The 21,696-nt window shown below is 44.1% G+C and carries 26 protein-coding genes, 1 pseudogene and 2 other annotated features; of the genes and pseudogenes, 10 read left to right on the top strand and 17 right to left on the bottom strand.

Going from position 1 to position 21,696, the window contains the following annotated elements; all coding sequences use genetic code 11:
• Positions 1 to 196: 196 nt before the first annotated feature.
• Positions 197 to 361: pseudogene (locus tag H7968_RS18175) on the top strand (Abi family protein); the annotation flags it as partial.
• Positions 362 to 424: 63 nt separating this feature from the next.
• Here the strand turns inward: H7968_RS18175 and clpP are convergent.
• The 6 genes from clpP to H7968_RS10670 form a co-directional block, all read right to left on the bottom strand.
• Entirely contained in the window at positions 425 to 1,006 is a 582-nt protein-coding gene (clpP, locus tag H7968_RS10695; protein ID WP_227396144.1) for an ATP-dependent Clp endopeptidase proteolytic subunit ClpP, read from the bottom strand.
• Between the two features lie 21 nt (positions 1,007 to 1,027).
• Positions 1,028 to 1,675, bottom strand: a complete 648-nt coding sequence (locus H7968_RS10690; RefSeq protein ID WP_227396143.1) for a sigma factor-like helix-turn-helix DNA-binding protein — start codon at positions 1,673 to 1,675, stop codon at positions 1,028 to 1,030.
• A gap of 221 nt (positions 1,676 to 1,896) precedes the next feature.
• On the bottom strand, positions 1,897 to 2,439 hold the full coding sequence (locus H7968_RS10685; RefSeq protein WP_227396142.1) for a DUF2812 domain-containing protein: 543 nt from the start codon (positions 2,437 to 2,439) through the stop codon (positions 1,897 to 1,899).
• A complete protein-coding gene (locus tag H7968_RS10680; RefSeq protein WP_227396141.1) occupies positions 2,439 to 2,774 on the bottom strand; it encodes a PadR family transcriptional regulator in 336 nt (111 codons plus the stop codon). The genes H7968_RS10685 and H7968_RS10680 overlap by 1 nt, the downstream gene beginning before the upstream one ends.
• Positions 2,775 to 2,880: 106 nt before the next feature.
• Positions 2,881 to 3,387: a GrpB family protein gene (locus H7968_RS10675; protein ID WP_227396140.1), complete on the bottom strand. Its 507-nt coding sequence runs from the start codon at positions 3,385 to 3,387 to the stop codon at positions 2,881 to 2,883.
• Positions 3,371 to 4,018, bottom strand: a complete 648-nt coding sequence (locus H7968_RS10670) for an NUDIX hydrolase (protein WP_227396139.1) — start codon at positions 4,016 to 4,018, stop codon at positions 3,371 to 3,373. The genes H7968_RS10675 and H7968_RS10670 overlap by 17 nt, the downstream gene beginning before the upstream one ends.
• A gap of 73 nt (positions 4,019 to 4,091) precedes the next feature.
• Between H7968_RS10670 and H7968_RS10665 the strand changes: the two genes are divergently transcribed.
• The 3 genes from H7968_RS10665 to H7968_RS10655 all read left to right on the top strand — a co-directional run bounded on the left by H7968_RS10665 (position 4,092) and on the right by H7968_RS10655 (position 4,829).
• A complete protein-coding gene (locus H7968_RS10665) occupies positions 4,092 to 4,244 on the top strand; it encodes a hypothetical protein (protein ID WP_227396138.1) in 153 nt (50 codons plus the stop codon).
• A 131-nt stretch (positions 4,245 to 4,375) separates the two neighbouring features.
• Entirely contained in the window at positions 4,376 to 4,570 is a 195-nt protein-coding gene (locus H7968_RS10660; RefSeq protein ID WP_227396137.1) for a hypothetical protein, read from the top strand.
• Between the two features lie 67 nt (positions 4,571 to 4,637).
• On the top strand, positions 4,638 to 4,829 hold the full coding sequence (locus H7968_RS10655) for a hypothetical protein (RefSeq protein WP_227396136.1): 192 nt from the start codon (positions 4,638 to 4,640) through the stop codon (positions 4,827 to 4,829).
• 34 nt (positions 4,830 to 4,863) lie between these two features.
• Here H7968_RS10655 and H7968_RS10650 read toward each other — a convergent pair whose 3' ends face one another.
• A complete protein-coding gene (locus tag H7968_RS10650; RefSeq protein ID WP_227396135.1) occupies positions 4,864 to 5,346 on the bottom strand; it encodes a GNAT family N-acetyltransferase in 483 nt (160 codons plus the stop codon).
• 92 nt (positions 5,347 to 5,438) lie between these two features.
• Between H7968_RS10650 and H7968_RS10645 the strand changes: the two genes are divergently transcribed.
• Together H7968_RS10645 and H7968_RS10640 are read left to right on the top strand one after the other, a co-directional pair.
• Positions 5,439 to 6,575, top strand: coding sequence for a M14 family metallopeptidase (locus tag H7968_RS10645; protein WP_227396134.1), 1,137 nt, complete (start codon positions 5,439 to 5,441; stop codon positions 6,573 to 6,575).
• Between the two features lie 417 nt (positions 6,576 to 6,992).
• Positions 6,993 to 7,244, top strand: a binding site (T-box leader).
• A gap of 58 nt (positions 7,245 to 7,302) precedes the next feature.
• Positions 7,303 to 8,514: an MFS transporter gene (locus tag H7968_RS10640; RefSeq protein ID WP_227396133.1), complete on the top strand. Its 1,212-nt coding sequence runs from the start codon at positions 7,303 to 7,305 to the stop codon at positions 8,512 to 8,514.
• A 114-nt stretch (positions 8,515 to 8,628) separates the two neighbouring features.
• On the opposite strand, the gene H7968_RS10635 is transcribed toward H7968_RS10640, so the two are convergent.
• The 7 genes from H7968_RS10635 to H7968_RS10605 all read right to left on the bottom strand — a co-directional run bounded on the left by H7968_RS10635 (position 8,629) and on the right by H7968_RS10605 (position 13,593).
• Positions 8,629 to 9,162 (bottom strand): GNAT family N-acetyltransferase, encoded by a 534-nt coding sequence (locus H7968_RS10635; protein ID WP_227396132.1) that lies wholly within the window; start codon positions 9,160 to 9,162, stop codon positions 8,629 to 8,631.
• Positions 9,163 to 9,166: 4 nt separating this feature from the next.
• Positions 9,167 to 9,589, bottom strand: a complete 423-nt coding sequence (locus H7968_RS10630) for an NUDIX domain-containing protein (RefSeq protein ID WP_227396131.1) — start codon at positions 9,587 to 9,589, stop codon at positions 9,167 to 9,169.
• A 65-nt stretch (positions 9,590 to 9,654) separates the two neighbouring features.
• Entirely contained in the window at positions 9,655 to 10,128 is a 474-nt protein-coding gene (locus tag H7968_RS10625; protein WP_227396130.1) for a hypothetical protein, read from the bottom strand.
• Between the two features lie 46 nt (positions 10,129 to 10,174).
• Positions 10,175 to 11,077, bottom strand: a complete 903-nt coding sequence (locus H7968_RS10620) for a Nif3-like dinuclear metal center hexameric protein (protein WP_227396129.1) — start codon at positions 11,075 to 11,077, stop codon at positions 10,175 to 10,177.
• Between the two features lie 16 nt (positions 11,078 to 11,093).
• Positions 11,094 to 11,876 (bottom strand): ABC transporter permease, encoded by a 783-nt coding sequence (locus H7968_RS10615; protein WP_227396128.1) that lies wholly within the window; start codon positions 11,874 to 11,876, stop codon positions 11,094 to 11,096.
• A complete protein-coding gene (locus H7968_RS10610; RefSeq protein WP_227396127.1) occupies positions 11,876 to 12,640 on the bottom strand; it encodes an ABC transporter permease in 765 nt (254 codons plus the stop codon). Before H7968_RS10610 ends, H7968_RS10615 begins: the two co-directional genes overlap by 1 nt.
• Before the next feature lie 2 nt (positions 12,641 to 12,642).
• Complete coding sequence (locus tag H7968_RS10605; RefSeq protein WP_227396126.1) at positions 12,643 to 13,593, bottom strand: ABC transporter ATP-binding protein; 951 nt, start codon at positions 13,591 to 13,593, stop codon at positions 12,643 to 12,645.
• 191 nt (positions 13,594 to 13,784) lie between these two features.
• Between H7968_RS10605 and H7968_RS10600 the strand changes: the two genes are divergently transcribed.
• The gene (locus H7968_RS10600; RefSeq protein WP_227396125.1) at positions 13,785 to 14,585 is read left to right on the top strand and encodes an inositol monophosphatase family protein; all 801 of its coding nucleotides are present in this window, start codon (positions 13,785 to 13,787) and stop codon (positions 14,583 to 14,585) included.
• A gap of 661 nt (positions 14,586 to 15,246) precedes the next feature.
• Here the strand turns inward: H7968_RS10600 and H7968_RS10595 are convergent.
• From H7968_RS10595 to H7968_RS10585, 3 genes are all read right to left on the bottom strand, one after another.
• Entirely contained in the window at positions 15,247 to 15,813 is a 567-nt protein-coding gene (locus tag H7968_RS10595; RefSeq protein WP_227396124.1) for a hypothetical protein, read from the bottom strand.
• Positions 15,814 to 15,878: 65 nt separating this feature from the next.
• Positions 15,879 to 18,938, bottom strand: a complete 3,060-nt coding sequence (gene ileS / locus H7968_RS10590) for an isoleucine--tRNA ligase (RefSeq protein WP_406566412.1) — start codon at positions 18,936 to 18,938, stop codon at positions 15,879 to 15,881.
• Positions 18,939 to 19,001: 63 nt separating this feature from the next.
• Positions 19,002 to 19,236 (bottom strand) — a binding site (T-box leader).
• Positions 19,237 to 19,640: 404 nt separating this feature from the next.
• Positions 19,641 to 20,045 (bottom strand): GNAT family N-acetyltransferase, encoded by a 405-nt coding sequence (locus H7968_RS10585; RefSeq protein ID WP_227396122.1) that lies wholly within the window; start codon positions 20,043 to 20,045, stop codon positions 19,641 to 19,643.
• Between the two features lie 96 nt (positions 20,046 to 20,141).
• Here H7968_RS10585 and H7968_RS10580 point away from each other — a divergent pair, with 96 nt between their 5' ends.
• The 3 genes from H7968_RS10580 (at position 20,142) to H7968_RS10570 (ending at position 21,646) form a co-directional block, all read left to right on the top strand.
• A complete protein-coding gene (locus H7968_RS10580) occupies positions 20,142 to 20,294 on the top strand; it encodes a hypothetical protein (protein WP_227396121.1) in 153 nt (50 codons plus the stop codon).
• Positions 20,295 to 20,522: 228 nt separating this feature from the next.
• The gene (locus tag H7968_RS10575; RefSeq protein ID WP_227396120.1) at positions 20,523 to 20,831 is read left to right on the top strand and encodes a hypothetical protein; all 309 of its coding nucleotides are present in this window, start codon (positions 20,523 to 20,525) and stop codon (positions 20,829 to 20,831) included.
• Positions 20,832 to 21,139: 308 nt separating this feature from the next.
• The gene (locus tag H7968_RS10570) at positions 21,140 to 21,646 is read left to right on the top strand and encodes a hypothetical protein (RefSeq protein WP_227396119.1); all 507 of its coding nucleotides are present in this window, start codon (positions 21,140 to 21,142) and stop codon (positions 21,644 to 21,646) included.
• Positions 21,647 to 21,696 lie beyond the last annotated feature (50 nt).

The following is a 21,696-nucleotide window of genomic DNA, read 5'->3' as shown; positions in this document are numbered from 1 at the left end:
CAACATCATAAATCCCCAGAATTGTCCATATAAAGCACTTCGTATATTGACAGCACATTTAACATATATTAAGGTGATCTTAAGTGATCAGGCTCATTCCCTTACGAGGGATGGGCTATTTTTGTGGAGTTGATTAGAATGAAACCCTTCAAAACTCATCAACAACAATTAGATATTCTGACTTTTAAAGGTTGAAAATTATTACGGAGTTATTAATGGCTACAAAGATTTCTTCTTAGAGAAAAGTGGTAATCATTCAGGTCAAAAAGAGCGCTATAAGGATGGTGCAACATTTGAAGAAATTTATCAACTCTACAGTTTAGATAGAGATTTAAGAAATCTGTTGTTAGAGCATTGCTAATAGTCAAAATCAAAAAGAACCAGATAAACCCCTATCTCACAAAAGGTTTATCTGGTTCTTTTATTACTTCTTCGAAATAATCTCATCCACAATCCCATATTCCAATGCTTCTTCAGCTGTCATAAAGTAATCACGATCGGTGTCAGCTGCCACCTTTTCGACAGGCTGGCCGGTGCGGTCTGAGATGATTTGATTGATATGCTCACGCAGTTTCAGAATTCGTTTAGCGGAGATTTCGAGGTCGGTTGCCTGACCCCGGGCTCCACCAAGCGGCTGGTGAATCATGATTTCGCTGTTTGGAAGTGCCATACGTTTGCCTTTTGTTCCGCCGATCAGAAGCATAGCGCCAAAGGATGCTGCCATACCTGTGCAGATCGTGCGGACGTCCGGCTGAATGTATTGCATGGTATCATAGATCGCAAAGCCGGCAGATGTTGAGCCACCAGGACTGTTGATGTACAAAGAAATCTCCTTTTCCGGGTTATCTGCTGCAAGAAACAACAGCTGAGCGACGATGCTGTTGGCCATCTGATCATTGATTTCCTCACTCACCATGATGATCCGGTCCTTTAACAGACGGGAATAAATATCATAGGAGCGCTCACCTTTACTTGATTGCTCAATCACATAAGGAATAGTCGCCATGTTCGTTTCCTCCTTCACGCATTATGCTGCAAGTGAGAGAACGGTTGAAGAAGGGAAGCTGACCACCTTTTTCAGGCTGGCTGTCGGGGTGAAAATGGCCGGGAGCATCGCTAAAAGCTTTTCGGGATCCTGCATGGAAACGGCGTCCACTAAAACCGGGAACAGTTCTTCCCGCAGCTCTTCCTCCCAGAAGCTTTCGATATCTGATTCAGACAGTCCCTTTACTCTGGCGCGCGCACGATTCAGGAGTGCCTTGACACCCGCTTCCGTCATCCCCATCAGCTCAGCAATTTCAGAGATTTTGTATTGAAATCCCTCTTTTAAAACGAAGGTTACTAATTGTTTAGGCGTCAGATTTTTCGCCAGAACGCCCATCAGATCCTCAGATTCTTCTGACACAGGCTGGTGGATCGGTTCATGAATCACCTGAGCCTCCCGCTCCATTTTCCGGACGCGGTCCACCCACACATGATAAGCAATCTTTTTCAAAAGAGCCGCATTCCAGTCCTCAATCTTGTAAGCGTTCAGTGCCTTTGCCAGTGCTTCCTGAGCAACTTCTTCACGATCCCATTTATTACGGGTCAGAAATTGGCAGTAACGTTCAAGCCTGGAGATCAGCTCCCCAACCTCCTCGTGCTGGTCTTTCACCAATGTCAGGTTTGCGCGCATAACCTTCCCTCCTTCGTACTCTCACCCCTGAAACGAACAGGTTCTGTAAAAAGATATGGGTAAGTGTGTTTTCTTTAAATGTATACCGGGTCAGAACGATGAGCAAATTTGAAACGGGCTGTCAATCAAACGTTTGTTTTACGCTCTAAGGTGTACAGTTGTTATAACTATCCCTTTCTCCCGCTCTTCGAAAGGTTCTTGATTTAAGTGAGTCAAAGACTTTATCTGAGTTTATATATTTTGTAAACGTAGCCCAGGTACGGAAGACCCGTAAAAATCAGGCTGATGAGTGAGAGGCCCAACAAAACAGACAAGCTGACTGATAAAACAGCTTCAACAGCATCAGGAAACGTTAAGGTATACACTAAATAAAGCAGCAGTGCGATGCACAGTGTAACTGCCAGAGACCAGATTGCTCCTTTTTTAACGAAGTTCTTTTCATTGGAGTACTTCTCAAGTGTTGAAGGACGATCCGTGTAGATCGGCGTAACACCCGGCTGTGCTGTAAAAAGATGAATATAATTCGCCTGAGATCCTACATGTGTCCAACCCGCTTCCCTAAAGAGCTCAAAATACTCTTCATCCGGATTGCTTCTGTAATCAATCGCAAACTGAAGCTCTTGAGGCTCACCTTTTTTGAGGATATATCCCATAAAAGTAAAACGGTCAAACACCCATCCTTTTTTTGAAAGTCTCGATAGTTTCATCATATCCTTTTCTTCACTAAACGCCAGTCCGCCACTCATGATATACCTTCTTTTCATCAAAAATCCTCTCCCTTCTGACCGAATATCATTTTGGCCTGCTGAATCATTTCTTCTCTTCTTTTAATATCATTTTTCAGAAGCGATATGCCCTGTTCTGTAATGATGTAAGTCTTTTTATCCTTTTCTTCCTCAAGCTGCTCAATCATGCCTGCTGATAAAAGCTTTTTTATCGAGGTGTACATAGATGCCGGACCCACGGTAAAGCTCCCTTTCGTCAATTCCTCGATCGTCTTCATAATTAAATAGCCATGTCTCGCCTCTACAAGAGCCAGCAAAATATAATAATACGTGTCAGTCAGTTCACCAGTCTGAAGTACATCGTTTCTAGCCAAGCAGGAACCTCCTCTACTATATCGTTTAATGATATATCATTAAATGTATTATATCGTTTAATGATATATTAAGCAATAAAAAAAAGCAGGATGAGAAAATCCCGCTTTACTCATTAAGTAATATTCTTTTTATAAACACCGTCTTCCGCTCCGCATAAAGATGTTTGTCATTTTGATGAGCGTCTGCCAGCTCACGCTTCAATGACTCGTATTCTCTCATGACCTGCTCATCATTCCTCAAAATATCCCGAAGCTTCAACTGTTCTTCCAAATACGGACTTCCTGTTTCGTAAAGGTGGATCTGATGCGTTCTCGGTTCGCCTTTACTAAAATAATGACGATCAGGTAAAATCGCTGTCCCTTTATAGCCGTAATCAAGCTTCTCCAGAGGCGCAATGCAGTCTTCTCCAAGCTTAAATGAGGATACTTCTACTGCAATATCAAGGATCGGTTTTGCGCTGAGCCCGGGAACGGATGTGCTTCCGATATGATGCACCTCCAGAATAAATGCACCCGCCATCTCTTCAATACGCTTCTTTTCAGATTCAAATTCACGCTGCCAACCTTCTGTCCATGGCACGAGAAAAACTTCCCCTTTAGGCAATCCCAGCACTTTTCGCCACCTCAATTTCTTTTTGAAGCCCTTTGATGACCTCATCATAATAAAATGCAGGGTGAGGAACAAAGCTTTCCCTTCCTGCAGGCTTTTTCAGTTCAGCTTGCTCACCATATTCATCAATCTCAAATCCCTCAATGAGCACCTGATCACGCTTTCCGCTCCAAAGCTCCGCGAATGCATCAAATGGGATTTTCACCATTCCTGCTACTTCTTCGGGCTGTAGAACGAAATTTTGCACTGGCTTAGCAGACATGTAAACGGATGTATGTGCCAGCTCGCGGTCAATCAGCGCACCATTTTTCACAGCATACGGAATGACGCCGAGCGATTTCAAGTCAGACAGTTTCACCCTCAATCCGATCTCTTCCTCTACCTCGCGGACACCCTCCTCCACTGTCTCACCCGCGAGCATATGTCCGGCTGCCGCGATATCGAGCAGTCCCGGGTAATCTTTTTTATCTTCACTGCGGAGCTGGAGATACACAAATGGGATTTTCCCTTCAAAGGCAATAATCCAGCAGTGAAAAGCCTCATGCCAGTATCCTTTCTCATGCACCTCGCGTCTCGTTGCCTCCCCGATTTTTTCATGACGCTCATTAAATACTGTTAATTTTTCTGATTCCATTCATAAACCTCTTTTCTACCATTCCATTTTGTTACACTAAGTTTAACAAATGATTCCACATAGGAGGAAAACGATGACCATTCTATTCCTGATTTTAGGTGCGGTACTTTTCTGGGCAGGTATCTTCACACCCATCAGCAATCTTTATACATTCCCACCCGCATTTTTGTTTTTCGCGGCTGCGATTGTTTTGAGTATTACAAGGCCGGGAAAAAAAGAAACATAATTAGTAACGTATCTTCCAACACCTAATTTCATTTCATCTATTTACCAAAAAACATAAAAATTATTTAAAAAGTACTGGAATTTAATTCTAGAGAAGGTTAAAATGGTAAATATAAGAAGTGAGGTGGGCGTATGGAACTGATGTACATTATGATCTTTTTTGCTGTCGTTATTGGTGGGATGGCTATTTATCAACTGTTTAAACAAACCAGATTTTCTTTTTCCAATCATAATCCAAACTTACTTTTTGCCAAACAGCTGACCATTACCTTGCTTAGCATTTATATCCTCATCGGTTCTGCTTTGGCGTTTGTATTATTTATGTAGTCAATGTAATAAATGAATCTTAGAGATCTTTTTATTCGTATTAAAAGAAAAAGAATTGAGGACTGACATGGATACAAAATTTGCTGCATTTTTCTCTTTGCTTACTGTAGGCTCTTTATTACTCGTATTTTCTAATCTATTGGACCTACTGGGCATAACAAAAACAGTCATGTTAATTTTAGCTGTTGGTTTAAACATGACAGCGGCAGTTGGCTTGTTTGGAATCGTCCAGAAACAGAAACTTCAGGCTGATGAATAAAGGAAAATCCCCTATAGAACATGAGGGGATTTTTTTATTTTAGCTGATTTACAAAAAGAACGCGGTCCTGCCCATTACCATCGTAGTCCGGGAACACCAAAATCTCTCCTACCTGATCAGGACCTTCCTGAATAGAAAATCCCATTTTCCGATGAAATGCAATAGACCGCTCATTTACAGGTGAAGTCACCGCTTTGATGGCGGTACGGCCTACCTTTTGAGTCACCTCAAAGAAGGACTCATATAAAAGACGCCCTACCTGGTGACGTCGATAATCCGGGTGGACACCAACAAAGTGGATATACGCTTCTTTTGAATGGCTTTGAGACAAAAACCCGCATAGAAAACCGATTACTTCCCCATTATCCTCTGCAATAAAACTCGTTTCGTTAAAATGAACGAAAAACAACCTCGGCAGCATGTCAGCCATCTGGCGACCACCCCACCATTCATTTATTACCGGTGAGACACGTTCAAAATCAGATGCCTTCAAATGTCGAATTGAAACAGATGTCATGACCTTTTCACTCCTTTTACCTATCATACCAAAAAGCAGGTTTCACCCTTCCCGATAAGTGGAAACCTCTTTATAGGAGAGGAGTGCGTGAGATGAAGACCATTGATGAGTATTTCCAGAGAGATTATGAAACGTCCAGAGCTGTTTTCCGAAAAAACTTTGAGAAAATTAAGCGGATCTGGCCGAATGTTGAGCTTTCCACTCATTTTATCGGACAGGAGTCTGATAATAATACAATTGATATGATTTATGCAGAAGGCACGCATGAGAATGAACGGGTACTTTTTATGACGACCGGGGAGCATGGGATTGAAGGCTTTGCGGGGGCTGCGATGCTGGACGTGTTCGCTCATGAGCTTGCCTACCTGCTGGATGAAAAGAGAACGGGACTATGTCTGATCCATGCTTTAAACCCGTGGGGCATGCGTCACCGGAGACGGGTTACTGAAAACAACATCGATCTGAACCGGAATTATCTCGTAGATCCTGGACACGTTCCCGAAAATACAAACCAGGAATACGAAAAGCTGCAGGAACTGTTTTTGCCATCCGGGAAAATTGAAAGTCTGCTCGTGGAGAAGTCAAACATCCGGAACCATATGGCAAAAGGAGCGGTAAACGAAGGCTACAGTGGCTTAATGTCTGCTAAAGGCATGGGTCAGTATGAGTTTCCGAAGGGTGTCTACTATGGTGGCAAGGAAAAAGAAGAATCGGCCATCTTTCTGAAAGGCATTCAGGAAAAGCTGCTGGAAACTTTTGACCGTGTCATTCATCTAGACTGGCATACAGCCCTCGGACCGTCTAATGAAGTCACCATGGTGATGAGTGATCGTGATGGACGTACCGTCAAAGAATTGAAAAAGACATACGGGTTAAAGAATATTCAGGAGTATGATCCCGAAGAGGTAAAAGGTGACTCGACCAACCACTTTTACGCGATCAAAAAACGCTCGTATCCCGATAAATACTTATTCTCTGCGCTGTTTGAATTCGGCACATTCGGAACGAGTATGTCCGCCACCATCCGTGAATTCCTGACGATCATTCTGGAAAATCAGCTGTATTGGGAAGGCGCAGTCCACGAAAAAGATCGCGAGGAAATCCTCGATGAATTCACAGCCATGTTCTACCCGGATGACCACGAATGGCGCCTCGCCATTCTCCAGGAAGGCCGGAAAGCGATGGAGAGTGTGTTTCGGAATGAAGGATTGTATGTGATTAAAGGATAAAAGATGTGACCCGGCTGCGGCCGGGTTTTTTGTTGGTTTGACGCGGAGATGGGTTGGTGGATGATGGGATGGTTTCGCGGCAAACTGGGGGCGGGCGGGCGGGCCGGCTGAGCTTTTGTATCGTTCTCATCATTTATTCAATCGTTTCAATTTTTTTATGTATCGTTCCGTCAAATATATGTTCTGTTCTACCAGATATTTGTATCGTTAACACTCAAAGCCCGGTTAATTGTCACGTTGGAAAAGCTTTTTGTACTGTTTCAAATGTTTAATGTATCGTTCCATAAATGATTTGTATCGTTGCCTGTTTGACGCGGCACCACCCCAGCCGTTCGTAAAACAACCCTTTCCGCGGCAAACTAAAAATCCAAAAAACAGATGACAGTCATTTCCATCCTGTGGTATGATCAATGAAATTTATTTGCGATGAAGAGAAGAGTAGGTAACCTGAATCCTCAAAAGAGAGCTCCGACGACTGGTGAAAAGGAGCAGGATGGCGGTTATTGAATCAAGCCTCTGAGCATTTTGCCGGATCCTGAATGGGTGATGGCAGAACGGCTGCTTCCGTTATCGAGCTTGGGTATACCTATAAAGCTGTACCTGAAAAGGTTGATATGGCGACATATGAACAAACTGAGGTGGCACCGCGAATCAAATCTCGCCCTCAAGACAACAGTCTTGGAGGTGGGGTTTTTTATTTTTCAACAAATGAAAAGGCGGTGTTCACATGAGTGTTGCAGCTATACGACTATTGATTTCCATGGGTTTTGCAAGCCTAGGGGGCTGGATTTACTTTATTGCGTTAAACCTCATTATTTTTAACGAGACGGGATCTGCAGCCGCCGTAGCCGCTCTTTACATGATCCGCCCTGTGTCAGCATTGCTGACGACTTTCTGGGGTGGCAGTCTGGTGGACCGTGTTTCTAAAAAACGGTTGCTGCTCTCACTGTTCATTGGTCAGAGTATCCTCGTGATAGGGGTTGCGTTCTCTATTGAACATATTTGGATTTGTTATGTGCTGGTGTTTTTTCTGCAAATGCTGAGCTCTCTTTATGAGCCGGCAATGCTTACTTTCACAGCTGAAATGATTCCTGACCACAAGATGCAACGCTTCAATTCAATCCGCAGCTTACTTGACTCAGGAGCTTTTCTTTTGGGACCTGCTGTGGCTGGAGTCATCCTGATGGCCGGGAGCCCGATGCTTGCTATTTACCTGAATGCGTGTGCGCTTGCAGTGGCGGCTGTGCTCATTGCATTTATTAAAGAAGAAGGAAAAAAGAGTGTGTCGATCCCTTCTTTTTCGATAAAAACGGATCTGGTGGCAGACTGGAAACTCGCTCTGTCGTTTAGATACGATCAACCTGTTGTCGCGATCGCATACTTTCTGTTTACAGGCTTTGTTGTACTGCAGACAGCTGTGGATTCTCTGGAGGTTTCGTTTTCAAAAGAGGTGCTGCTGCTTTCAGACAGTGATTATGGATTTCTTGTCAGCGTTGCAGGAGCCGGGATTCTCATTGGCTCCGCGATCAATTTGTACGGCGCTGACCGATTCAATATCAGGACAATGATCCAGGCTGGTGCTGTGATGACCGCAGTCGGCTATATGATCTTCGCCGCTTCAAATCACTTTATCGTTGCCTGTCTGGGCGTATTCATCATCGGACTCGCTTTATCCTTTGCCAACACAGGATTTCTGACGTACATTCAAACACATATTCCGGTCGATCGCATGGGCCGTGTATCCAGCCTGTTTGATTTTATCGGAGCTCTTGGCATTGTCATGATCACAGCTCTGTTCGCATACTCAGCTGAATTCATCTCTTTAAGAATGACCGTGTTAACAGGGGCGCTGATCATGCTATTGATTACGATTCTACTCTATAGAACACAGTCAGAAGCGGGGTTTTTTGGTGCAGTTAAAATAAAAAGTGGCGTGTGAAGGTAACAGAGGGACGGAGCGGGTGTGCCATTTGCCGTGCTCTGTCCCTTTAAACATGACTGTTCAACAGGGGACAGGTCTGCAAAAAAGGAACACCCCCTCCGTCCCCTTGTTTTAGTATTCATACTCAAGCAAACTAAACAAAGATGAGTCCCTCCAGCCATCTCTAATGAACAAATCATCCCGTAACCTGCCATCGTATGTCATGCTTAGTTTTTGTAATAGATTTGAAGAAGCTGTATTTCTGGGATCACATGTGGCAAAGATTTTATGCAGCTCAAGTTCTTTGAATCCATACGCAACCAGCCTTTTCGCTGCCTCTGACGCAAACCCATTTCCCCAGAATTCAGGGTGAAGAATATAGGAAAGTTCTCCACTTTGATTGTATTCCTTTATATTTAACTCGACAGCACCAATCAGCCGCTTCGTTTCTTTCAAAACAACGCCAAGTGCATATCTTGCTCTCGGTTGATGAAGAGCAGCTTCTATGGCTTCTATGACGAATTCCCGTGTCTCTTCTTCCGTATTGGGACCCCAAGGTTGATATTTACTCACATCAGGAATAGAAGCGTACTGATGAACCTCGTACCAGTCTCCTTCTTCCAAATCTCTCAAGATCAATCTATTTGTTTGTAGTTGTATCTTCATCACGCTACCTCCTCAATAAATAAGGTACCGTCTTCATTTCCTGAAGCAGTCCTTCCTGCTTCACCACAAGTGCATGTTTTTCAGCTTCTTTTAAAGGCTGCCATTCAACGGACTCAATTTCTTCCGGGTTTGAAAGATCAATGTCTCCCCCTTTGATTTCCCCAGAGAAAGTAAAGAATATCGCGTGGTGATTCGGCTCATCAAAAAATGCTTCTGTCACACATAGAATGTTTCCGACCTTTACCTCATACCCTGTCTCCTCTTTCACTTCACGCTCAGCTGCTTCAACAAGCGTTTCACCCTTCTCAACCGCTCCCGCTCCGCCTGGCAAAGTAAAATAAGACCCATTCTTCCCTCTATTCTTCACCATCAAAACATTTTCATGTTCATCATTCACTACGACATAAACAACATCTACACGTTTCATATAACCATCCTTTTTTAATTCAACATTTAAAAGCGTAGACTCAGGGTCTCTCCCTTAAGTCTACGCTACCTACCTTCCTCCCACTCCCTCAGCAATTCATTGAGGTTCTCTCCTTGTACTTCTTCAGGGGTGCGGCCGTCAATAGAGTGGGCTGACCCTGAGATGCCTTCTCCTGTTGGAGATGAGGTTCCGCCGATGATTTGATCATTGAGCATGAAGATCCTGACTTCGACTTTGTCTCCGAAGCCTTCCTGATCTGAATAGACCTCATTCAGTGGATGATCTTCTACAAGGAAGATTTGCTGTGTGATTTCTTCCCCGAAGTATGGCTCTGGTGAGGTTGATTGCACTGCCCAGATATAATTGTGAGGCATGTTGCCAAGATCACCTTTTGTAAATGAATAAGCCTGACTGCCTTCGTAAGACTTTACGTCGTATCCAAGATCGATTAAATGCTGCTGTGCCGTTTCAGCGTTCTCGTCTAACTGAGTGCAGCCAGCGAGACCAAGGCAAAGTATAAAAAACAACATCCTTTTCAAAGTCATTCCTCCCGGATCATCTTTACATCTAAAAAACAGTCAGGAATCACACCCACCACCTGCTCTGTGGCAGCAGTTTTGTTTGCACACCTGCTTGTTCAAACCATTCCTTCATGAGTGTCTTTTTCACAAGATATTCTGAGGCTGAATGAGAGACGCCAATCAGTGACATGCTGGTTTCTTTCACATAATGCATGATTTGGCTATATTTCATTTGTCCATAGTCATTATCAATATGGCAGTGAATTTCACCCGATATATATGCCTGTGCGCCTCTTTTTTCAGCTTCCTGAATCCAATCCACCTTGTCACCGCAGCCGGCCACAACTGCAATTTTTGTGATGATTTCAATCTCACGGCCTTCAAAATCAACATAGGGAATCTCAAAAATTCCTTTCAGTTTTTTTATTAGCCCTGCAGTAGATATCGGATCAATCTCGACCATATGAATCAGGTGATTTCCGAAGTGATCGGGTTCAAAACCATCTGTAATGGTCCCCTGTAATGCTTTGATAATGGCTTTGCTCGTATTTAACACGGGATGATAATCCATCGGAATGTGGCATGTGTAAATAGATAGCTTTCGGCGTATGATTTCCGTTAAATAATCGCCGGAAATCGGAACAAACCCTCTGCCTGATATACCAAGCGGATCTCCACATTCCATCACAAGCGGGTGATGCATAAAAAGCAAATCCCCTGCTTGTCCCTCTTGTAAAAACCGCTCCAGTACTTCCTCCGTTGGAAATACAGCCAGAAAAACGGACTGAACCTCCGGCGCCCCTTTTATCATCAGTCCGTTAAATAGCTCATTGAATTCCTTCTCAAAATAAGACTCCCAACCTGGTGAGTACACCTGTGGTATAAAACGGCTGAAGGCTGGGTCCTTGCCATATTGGTGAATAGAAAACTCTTGATTTAATGCTTGCGTCAGCTGTGAAAGTTTCATTCTTACACCCCTTTATTTAAGCCGACTTCACCAGTGCCCCACTTCTTCTTGCGGCGTATTCCATCACTTTTACAATCAGAATAGCGACAGTCAGATAACCGAGACCGATCAGTGCTTCTTTCATTAAGAGACTTTGGACGTTGTAGGCTTCCAGTCCGTAAAGGGTTCGAAGCGCTTCAATGCCGTGAGTCAGCGGCAGTATTCTGGAAATGCTCTCGATCCAGCCTGGTAAAAGATGCGCTGAGAAGTGAACGCCACACAAAATTTGCAGCCCGCCGAGGATAAGATTTAAAAACAAATTGATGTTTGAAAACAGCAGACTCAGGCACGCAAAAAACAGACTCAATGACAGAACCGAAAAGGTCACGACTAACACGATGAGCAGCAAATTCCCTAATTGATCCCAAGGAATATTGGCCTTGAACAGCAGCTGTCCAATCAACAATCCGAATAGAAAAACAAACAGCCCATCAGCTAACGGCACAATTGATTTTCTGAAAATGACCACAAACGTATTCATGGGTGCCGCAATATTCAGCTCAAGTGTGCCAAACCGGCGCTCCATCCTGAACATCGTAATGAAATTGATGATCATGATTTGGGCAGCGTAAAAAGCGATGTTACCTATGATGATGTAAGATAAATAACCTGATCCGACAAGCGCGCTTGCAATCGCCGCAATGAATACATAATGCAGCATTGGATCAATAAGGCGAAAGAAGAAAAACAGTCTGACAGAATGAAAAGAATACAGTGCTTTAAACGATAAATACGAAAATCCATTTAACCTACCCATCATCACATCACCCCCCAATTCCCTTTACTCCGGAGCGCGATCTCAATGCGTTTATAAAATACTAATCCAACAATTAAGTACACCCCACTCAGCAAAAGTGAAAAACCGGCCTGCTGATACATCTCAGATGACAGACTGAGCGAGCTATAGACAGCCTCCACTCCCCAGGTCATCGGAATGCCGTAAGCAATCACCTGGAGAAATACAGGGAAGTTTTCCACCGGCAAAAAGACACCACAAAGAACAATCAACGGTGTGAGAATCAAATTTTGAAAGGCAAACACATTTTCAAAAGCTGAAAAAATAAACGCCAGCATCAAGCCAATCACACTGAGAGAAAAAACGAGAACAAGTACGCTCCCGAAAAACAGCCAGACATTTGGAATATGTAAGTCAAAACGAAAAATCACGACACTGTAGATAAACGTTATGACCATGGAAATAAGGGCAATGACAGCATTGCTCAGCACTTTTGACAGGATCACTGAAAACAGCGAAACAGGCGCTACAACGAGCATCTTCAGCGTGTCACTCCACTTCTGGCTGACGAGTGCCGAGCCGGATGAATAAAGCACATAGCTCCACATACTGATAATGGCTGAAGCAACAATAAAACGCTCCACTTCTATCCCCTCTCTCATTTGCCCGAGAAAATAAGTAATGGTCAGGAAAACGAGTGGTTGAAAGAACAATAGAAATTGATACATTTTATTATTGAAGTTTGTAAAATACTTAATCTCTCTTATCAATAATTCAGCTGAGTTCATGTTCACCCAAGCTCCTTCATGTGAGAGATATAAGCATCCTCGAGTGACATTTCCTTTTGAATGACGTGAACGACTTCACCATATTTAGACAGGATCTGTTTGATCTGCTGAATGTCCATTTCTTTCATTTTCACTTCAAATGTAATGGAATAAAACAGCTGCTTCAGTTCTTCCATTGTATGAATGGAAATCGTCTGCTCTTTCTCGATTTTTTCTATCTCCTCCATTTGAACAATGGCTTCAAACATTCTCGTGTGTCCACTGCTTCGCTTAATCTCCTTTGCACTTCCGATCAGACTGATTTTCCCGTCTTTAATAAAGGCAATTCTGTCACAAAGCTCATCCGCTTCCTGCATATAGTGGGTCGTCAAAATAATCGTAATGCCATCCTTCTGGAGCTTTTGAATCAGGCTTCGAAGCATCCGTGCGCCAACCGGATCAAGCCCGATGGTCGGTTCATCCAGAAACAAAAGCTTCGGCGAATTGATCAGACAGCGACTGATATGTAAACGTTGAATCATCCCTTTAGAATAAGTATGTATCTTTTTATCCGCGGCCTCCATCAGTCCAACCAGCTCCAGCAATTCAGCAATCATGCTGCGCTGTTCCTTTCGCGGAATTTTATATAACGTACAGAAATAGTTCATATATTCAGTTGCAGTCAACCTGCCGTAAACACCACGTTCCCCACCGTAAACAAAGTTAATTAGCTTACGGATTTCATGACTCTCATGATGGACGTCATAACCAAATATTTCAGCCCTTCCCTCTGTCGGCAAAAGGAGGGTTGTCAGCATCTTAATGGTCGTCGTTTTCCCGGCACCGTTCGGCCCGAGCAGACCGAATACTTCGCCTTTCTTCACTTCAAAGCTGATCCCATCCACAGCCCGCTTAACCTGTCCTTTTGTTCTAAATGATCTCGCTAAATTTTCAACCTTAATAACTGTTTCCACCCATTCTCCTCCTAAAGAAATTTCTTACAATAATTATGAAGGTTCATTTTCAGTTGCGTCAATGTATTTTCAATATTCATATCATTTGAACAAAATGGCATTTGATTTTTTGAGCTTCATTGACAGCATGAAGTGTAGCCACTACCATTAAACTGCAGTAAAAACCATTTTAATGGAAAGCGGTGAAAATGATGGAACAGGTTTTAATCAAAGCAAGAGAGGTTGCCTCAAAAGTGGTGGTTGAGGCTGGGCAGGCTGCGTTGTCGGCATTTGACCGGTCGGCGCAGGTGACAGAGAAGGATGAATTCGGTGATGTGGTGACGGAAGCAGATCACGCAGCGGAGTCGATTATTTTAAAACAGCTGACGAAATCATTTCCTGACCATGCGATTATCAGTGAGGAATCAGGTCACAATGATGTGAAGAGTGACTGGACCTGGCAAGTGGATCCGCTAGATGGCACGAACAACTTTGCGATCGGCCTGCCCGTGTTTTCGTCCTCTATAACCTTAATACATAAAAATCAGCCTGTGCTTGGTGTCATTTATGAACCCGTCATTGACCGATTGTATGTGGCAGATACACTCGCTGGTGCGTCCTGTAACGGCCAGGTCATGCAGGTACAAAAGCGCCAGAACCCTAACCGCTTTACAATCGCCTGGATTCAGGGACATGCCGTGCGAAACGAAGCCAAAGCCGTCCAGCTTCGCCAGCACCTAGACCTGAACTGTAAACGCATGCTACGTACATGGGCACCAACCTTATGCTGGGCACTGCTGGCTAAGGGTGAAATTGATGGGGTCGTGCTCTACAATTCCGAAGGAGAAGACCTCTACTCAGGACTACTCATGGTCCGGGAAGCAGGCGCACTCGTATTCGACTTCGATGGCAACGAGTTCACAGGCATCAAATCCGAATCACCTTATTTCATCGCCTGCCACCCGGAGAATCGGGCTTACTTTTTGGGGTTGGTGAGGGAAGGGTTGGATTGAAACACAGGGACGTATATTTTGTTTCATTCGATGTACGAAACAAGATATACGCCCCTATTTTAAATAGACAGATGGGATTGACGGGCCTGATTTGGATTCCTTCACTCGCTTGAGTTATTCAGGCTTTTGAAAAATTAATTCCCTCGTTTCAAATTTCGATTCCTTCTTTCTGAATTTTTATTCCCTCACTAGACCTTCGAGCCGTTGTTTTCCCTTCAATCCAGACTTGGATTCCTTCGTTCTCTTATCCGAATTCCTTCACTACTAACAATAATTCCCTCACTTCGTAACAACCCCATTGACCGTTTGACGCGAAGACCGACTGGCTGATTGCGAGCAGTTGATTTCGCGGTAAACTTAATCGGCTTGCTTTTGTATCGTTCTCATCATTTATTCAATCGTTTCAATTTTTTTATGTATCGAGCCATTAAATAAATGTTCTGTTCTAAAAAATATTTGTATCGTTGACAATTAGAACGACCTTAATTGTCTCGTTGCAAAAGCTTTTTGTACTGTTTCAAATTATTATTGTATTGTCCCACAAATGATTTGTATTGATCCTTTTGACGCGAAGCCCAACTGACTGATCACAAACAGCTGATTCCGCGGCAAACTAAAAGAAACACAGGGACATAAATCTTGATTCACTTGACATGCTTACTTACAGCCTCACTACCTCCCGCTCCCGAACAAATCCACGATAAAACTCAAACAGGAATACACCCTTCAATATCAATAAAATGGCCGTCAGCGTCAGCGAGACACCCGGTACCGCCTGGAATAAGAAATAGCTGACTGCTGCCAGAGTAAAGATCACCATCATCCCCGCACAAATGGTTTTGAGTTTTTTTACAGAAACAAAGCTGTTTTCATCCTCCTCAACAACTTTAATCAGCATTCCAATAATCACGAACACCATGAACATGCCAGCCATCATAAAACCTAGTCCGATGACTGTAATGATGGCCCAATCAATATTCAATGGAAGATGAACAGGTGAGTATCCGAAAACGCTCAGCAGAAAAAAGACTACGCTATGAATGATCATGAACAGGACGTATGGCTGGATCTTTGAGGCCCCGGAATACTGCTTTTCCATCACCCTGATCCCGGACCGGATCAGCGCATATCCAAGTATATTGCACAAGTAATCGATCACACCGAGATCAAGAAAGTTAAGATTCGGATTGAAAAAGATCAAAATTAACCCCCAAAAAATGTTGACCATTCATTCTCCCCCCTTAATGAAGTAGTAGTGTAGACATAGGGACAGACCCCATGTCTACACTCTTTTTATTCTATGGCAATCTTTACGCTATGCCCATCAAATTCTAGTGTTTTCATATCATTTTTTTGTTCGAATTTGATGGTTTTCAGCAGCAGGTTGTTTTCGAGTAGCTGCTGGTGGGTGGTGATGACGTTTTTGATTTGGTCGTTTGTATGGAAGCTGAGTGTGACGCGCTGGTCGACGGGAAGGTTGAGCTCTTTCCGGTATTGCTGGACGCCTCTGATCAGTTCCCGTGCGAGTCCTTCTGCTTTCAGTTCCTCTGTTAAGACGGTGTCGAGCAGGACGGTGTAGACGGCATTGGAGGCGAGCTCGAGTCCTTCGTCTGCTTGCTGGCGGATCTGGAGATCTTCTGCTTCAATTCTCTCACCTTCGACGTCCGCATATCCCTGCTGCGCAACGGCCCTCGCTTCCTCTGAGGTCAGCTGCTGCAGTGCTTTTTGAACCGCACCGACTTTTTTGCCAAGCTTCGGTCCTGCGGTCGGGAAGTTCAGCTTCACTTCGTAGCGTACCGCCTCACCCGCTTCCTGACTCAGCTCTACCGCTTTCACATTGATTTCGTCCATCACAATCGCTTCATATTTTCTCAGCGGATCGGTTTCTTCTTTTGACCCGATCACGGTCACTTTTGCGAGCGGCTGCTTTGTTTTCAGGTTTGTTGTATTGCGCAGCTGACGGGACAGCTCCACGACCTGCAGCACACGATCCATATCCGCTTCAAGCTGTTCATTGACCAGATTCAGGTCAGCCTGTGGAAAATCGGATAAGTGCACACTTGTTCCAGTCAGATGTTCGTGAATATCCTCTGCGATAAACGGTGTAAAAGGTGCCAGCAGACGGCTCACATTTACAAGGACAGTGTGGAGTGTGTGATAGGCAGCGCGCTTATCATCGTCTAACCCCTCTCCCCAGAAACGGTCGCGTGAACGTCTGATATACCAGTTGCTCAGCTCATCTACAAACACAGACAGCTCCCGTGCACCTGCTGTAAAGTCGTAGTCATCCAGATGCTTTTTCACCTTCACCGTTACTGTATTCAGCCTCGACAGCACCCATTGATCTAAAAGTGCCTGCTCGCCTTTCCCATGAACAGCCGGGTCAAAGCCGTCGATCTCTGTATAAAGCGAATAGAACGAATGAACGTTATGCAGTGTATCAACAAGCTTCGATTTTGCCTGTGCAACAAGATTTGCTGAAAAACGCTTGTTGTTCCATGGTGCACTATCAGCTAAAAGCGCCCAGCGCAGTGCATCTGCTCCGTATTGCTCGACCAGCTCCATCGGATTGATGACGTTGCCTTTACTTTTAGACATTTTACGGCCGTCCTCATCCAGGATATGTCCGAGTGACAGCACGCGTTTATAAGGCGCTTTCCCAGTGAAAAGCGAGGAAACGGTAAGCAGGCTGTAAAACCAGCCGCGCGTCTGATCGACCCCTTCAGCAATCACATCAGCCGGGAATTGCTTTTCAAACAGCTCTTTATTTTCAAACGGGTAATGATACTGGGCAAACGGCATTGAGCCGCTGTCAAACCACACATCAATCACCTCTTTTGTGCGCGTCATGGACCCTGCACATGATGGACACGTCAACGTGATCCGGTCCACGTAAGGCTTGTGCAAATCAAGGTCCTCACCGATTTCCTGCTCGGCATGATGCCTTAGATCTGCCACGCTGTCAGGTGCATGCTGATGCCCGCAATCTTCACATACCCAGACATTCAGCGGGGTGCCCCAATAGCGGTTCCGCCCGAGATTCCAATCCACCATGCTATCAAGGAACTTACCGAAACGGCCGTCTTTCATATGCCCAGGATGCCACTCGACAGACTGATTATTGGCGATGATCGTATCCTTGATCGCGGTTGTTTTGATAAACCAGCCCTCCATCGCATAATAAATCAGGGCAGAATCACAACGCCAGCAGTGCGGGTAGCTGTGCTCATATTTCTCTTTTTCAAACAGGCGACCATTCTCAGCAAGCAGCTTGATGATCGCCACATCCTGATCCTTCGCCTTTTCCCCTGCAAATGGGGTCACTTCAGCCGTGTAACGCCCTGCTTCATCGACTACTTTGACAAAATCAAGCCCACTGTCCTTGATCGCCTGATAATCATCCTCACCATGCGCCGGAGCCAGGTGGACAATCCCTGTTCCGCTGTCATCCGTGACAAAATCAGCAGCGATGACTTCGTGTCCTTTTTCAAGCGTAAGATATTGGAACGGCGGCTCATAGGATAACCCGGTGAAGTCACTGCCTTTATGTTCGCTTACGACTTCAAAGCTGTCTTTAAAGACCGCATCTGCAAGATTTTTTGCGACGATATAAACCTCTTCACCCTGCTTCACTTTTACATAATCCAGATCACGATTCACTGCAAGCGCCACATTAGATGGCAGCGTCCACGGCGTTGTGGTCCAGCCAAGGAAGTATTCATGTTCAGCCCCTTTGACCTTAAATTTTGCCGTTACGGACAGATCCTTCACATCCTTGTAGCCCTGTGCAACCTCGTGTGAACTAAGAGAGGTCTGGCAGCTCGGGCAGTATGGTACAACCCGGTGTCCCTGCTCTAGAAGTCCGCGTTTATGAATGCTCGAAAGGATATGCCAGACGCTTTCAATATAGCGATTTTCCAGCGTGACATATGGCTTCTCCATATCCACCCAGTAGCCAATCGCGTCGGTAAACGTTCTCCACTGCCGCTCGTAATCGAACACACTTTTCTTGCACTCCTCAATAAATTTCTCTACACCATATTCCTCAATCTCACGTTTACCGGAAAGGCCAAGTTTCTTTTCCACTCCAAGCTCAACCGGCAGACCATGCGTATCCCACCCGGCTTTTCTTAAAACCTGATAACCGCTCATCGTTTTATAGCGCGCGACAAAATCCTTGATCACACGGCCCAGCACGTGACCCGCATGCGGCAGACCATTCGCCGTTGGAGGGCCTTCATAAAAGACAAAGGTCTCTTTTCCCTCCCGCTGATCAATCGACTGCTGAAAAACCTGCTGCTCACTCCAGTAGTCCTGAACCCGCTTCTCACGCTCCGTTGCCGTCTCCTGCATTTGACTTCTAACCATATCCGTTCCTCCTTTTTTGCATACAAAAAAGCCCGCCCCTAAACAAACGTTAGGGACGAGCTTAGCCCGCGTTACCACCCTGATTCCCGGAAAACATCCCGGACTCTCATTCAACGTACCATCATACGCGTTCCTTGTAACGGCGGAATCCCGTCGGCACCTAAACAAACTCAGCACCGCTTCTCGGAGAGGATCTTCACAATCGCCTGAACACTGACTCACACCAACCGTCAGCTCTCTTTGCTTCAGCACCATCGCTACTCTTTCTCGTCATCGAATGTTAAACATTGGGTTTTGTTAGACATAGCTTATGCTAAGTCGTTGGAGATTGTCAAGAGATGGAGAGTCGCGGGGACGGAGCCGGACGCTAATGTTGCGCGGAACAACGGAACGATACATTTCCATTTTGAAACAGTACAATTATGATGGTGAACGTTACAATTCAAGGGTCGAACATAACAAAAACTCTCTGGTAAAAGGTGAACGATACAATAAAAATCTGAAACGATACATATATTTTCTGGAACGCAACAATAAAAAATTGAATCGATCCAAAAACTGCTGTGAACAGGACAATTCCATTTAGCATAGACCCAGGGACAGACCCCCACACTACGCTCAGTTCATCTTCATCCATTCAAAATAGACAAAGTCATCGTCCTCATGTGTTCTGCGGAAGCCGTTCTTTTACATGACGCGCTGGGAGCCGATATTGTCCGGCGTTGTTTTACCAATCATTCTCGTCACACTCAGCTCTTTCCTCAGAAGCTGCTCAAGCGCAGAAGACGCAACGCCTTTTCCAGCCTCTGACTCTCCAATGCGATAGCCGAGAAATCCACGTGCATTTTTAATATCCACCACATTCATCCGGCCAATAACCCGGCCACGGTCGTTTTTGATCAGATAAAATTCAGACTGTCCTTCAAGCTGCTCATTTAACAGAGACTGGTACTGCTCCCGGAAAAAGTCCTGTTCAAAATAGTCATCGCCTCTATCCGGAATAAACCGGGCGAAATAAGCACGGTTCATTTTTTCAAACTCATAAACTGCTTTTAAATCAGCATCATTCAACGCTTCAAGAAAAATATTCATCTTCACACCAACTTTTTAATCGGATTATGAAACTTTTTCCTCTTTTTAGTATACTAATGACTATATCAGGAAAAAGAGAGGAAAGGATAGAGGAAGTTGAGATTCTCGTCTGTAAAAATAGAAGTATTACTGCCTGAGGACATCATTATTCCGTTACGAAACCGTCTGAATGATGCCGGCATTTTGCAGGTTGGACATTACGACCTGTTCTGTCCTACACACATACAAAAGGCTACTGGCGGCCACTAAACACCGCCAAACCTTTCAACGGAAATCAAAACGAAATATCCTTCGGGGAAGAATGCAAAATGGAATTCAGATGCCCAATTGACAAACTTGCGCTGGCAAAACAAATTGTTAAAGACATTCACCCATACGAAGAAGCAGTGATGTACATCATTCCGTTGTTGGATTAGCGTAGACTTGGGGCCTGTCCTTGAAGTCTACATTGACAAAATAATAGGAGGCAAAACAATAATGGGTTATTTAAATCTTGGAAGCTTACTACTCGGGCTGATTGCGTGGGCAATCCCACTTGTATTTCTGGCATCAAGAAAACCTAAAATATCAATATCTATAACGATTTTCACGAGTTTTACTGCGTGCACGATCGCGCTTCTGTTCCAATTTCTTTATGAACAGCACCTGGTAAATATCGAAGACTGGTCTGCACTCTCAGAAATCAGAGCCGTGGTCTTTGCGTCATCAGTCCTTATTGCTTTCACAATATTATTTAATGCGTTTGCACTTGTTAGAAATCAACGCAGCATGAAGAGAACAGCGTAGAGTTGAGAATATGCCTCTGAAGTTTACAGCAAAGGAGTGAAAAGTGATTTTAAAATCTTCGTTTTTAGATGTAGCTATCTTGTTTTATGGATTTTTACTTTTATTCAGCTTGGTCATGGGGATTGATATTAATGTAAAAAATCTCATCATTATTTTTATCTTTTCTGCTGTTTTCTGGTTAATAACTGTCCAACAATACAAAGTAAGGAAGAAGTTTAGAAATTAATGAAAGTTTGAGGTAGCTTGAATCACCCTTTTTTCTTATCCACACCGATCGTTGCAATCTTTAAAGAAACGGAGTGAATTGTTTGAAAAGAATCTTATTTATCTTTTTCATCTTATCTTTCGCTTTCTTCATTGCCGGATGCAACAATGAAAATGCAGTGGAGTGGTTTGACACTCAAAATGAAGCGATTGAATCTGGCTTGGCGCAAGAGGGGTCTGGTCTTGAATCAGTTTTAAGCACAGAGAAATTTCAAGGTGAAACATTTGTTTTTTATGAAAGTTCAAGTGGATTAGGCACTGGAAACATTATTGAAAATAATGGTACATACAGTTGGAAAAGAACCGATCCGATCGTTAATTTTGAAGTTGAGGGCGAGTTACCTTATTCTACTGCCGCATTTCCATTTCAAACAGACAGTGGAATATCCGCCTCTATTCTAACTGGTAAAGCTTTCGATCACACCATTCAGGAAATGAAACTTTCAGGGGATGGTGAAGAAAGAAACCTGAAGCTCCGTGGTGACAATCGATTCTTTTACGCCCTGATTAAAGTACCCTATGAAGACATTTCACTTACTCCGGTTCAGTAGTGGAGATTTTGGTGGCTGTTCCAAGCTCTATTCTTCAAAATGTCGAGTAA

The sequence above is a fragment of the Jeotgalibacillus aurantiacus genome, from assembly GCF_020595125.1.
Classification (GTDB): domain Bacteria; phylum Bacillota; class Bacilli; order Bacillales; family Jeotgalibacillaceae; genus Jeotgalibacillus; species Jeotgalibacillus aurantiacus.
This window is presented reverse-complemented; position numbering and strand designations above follow the sequence as displayed.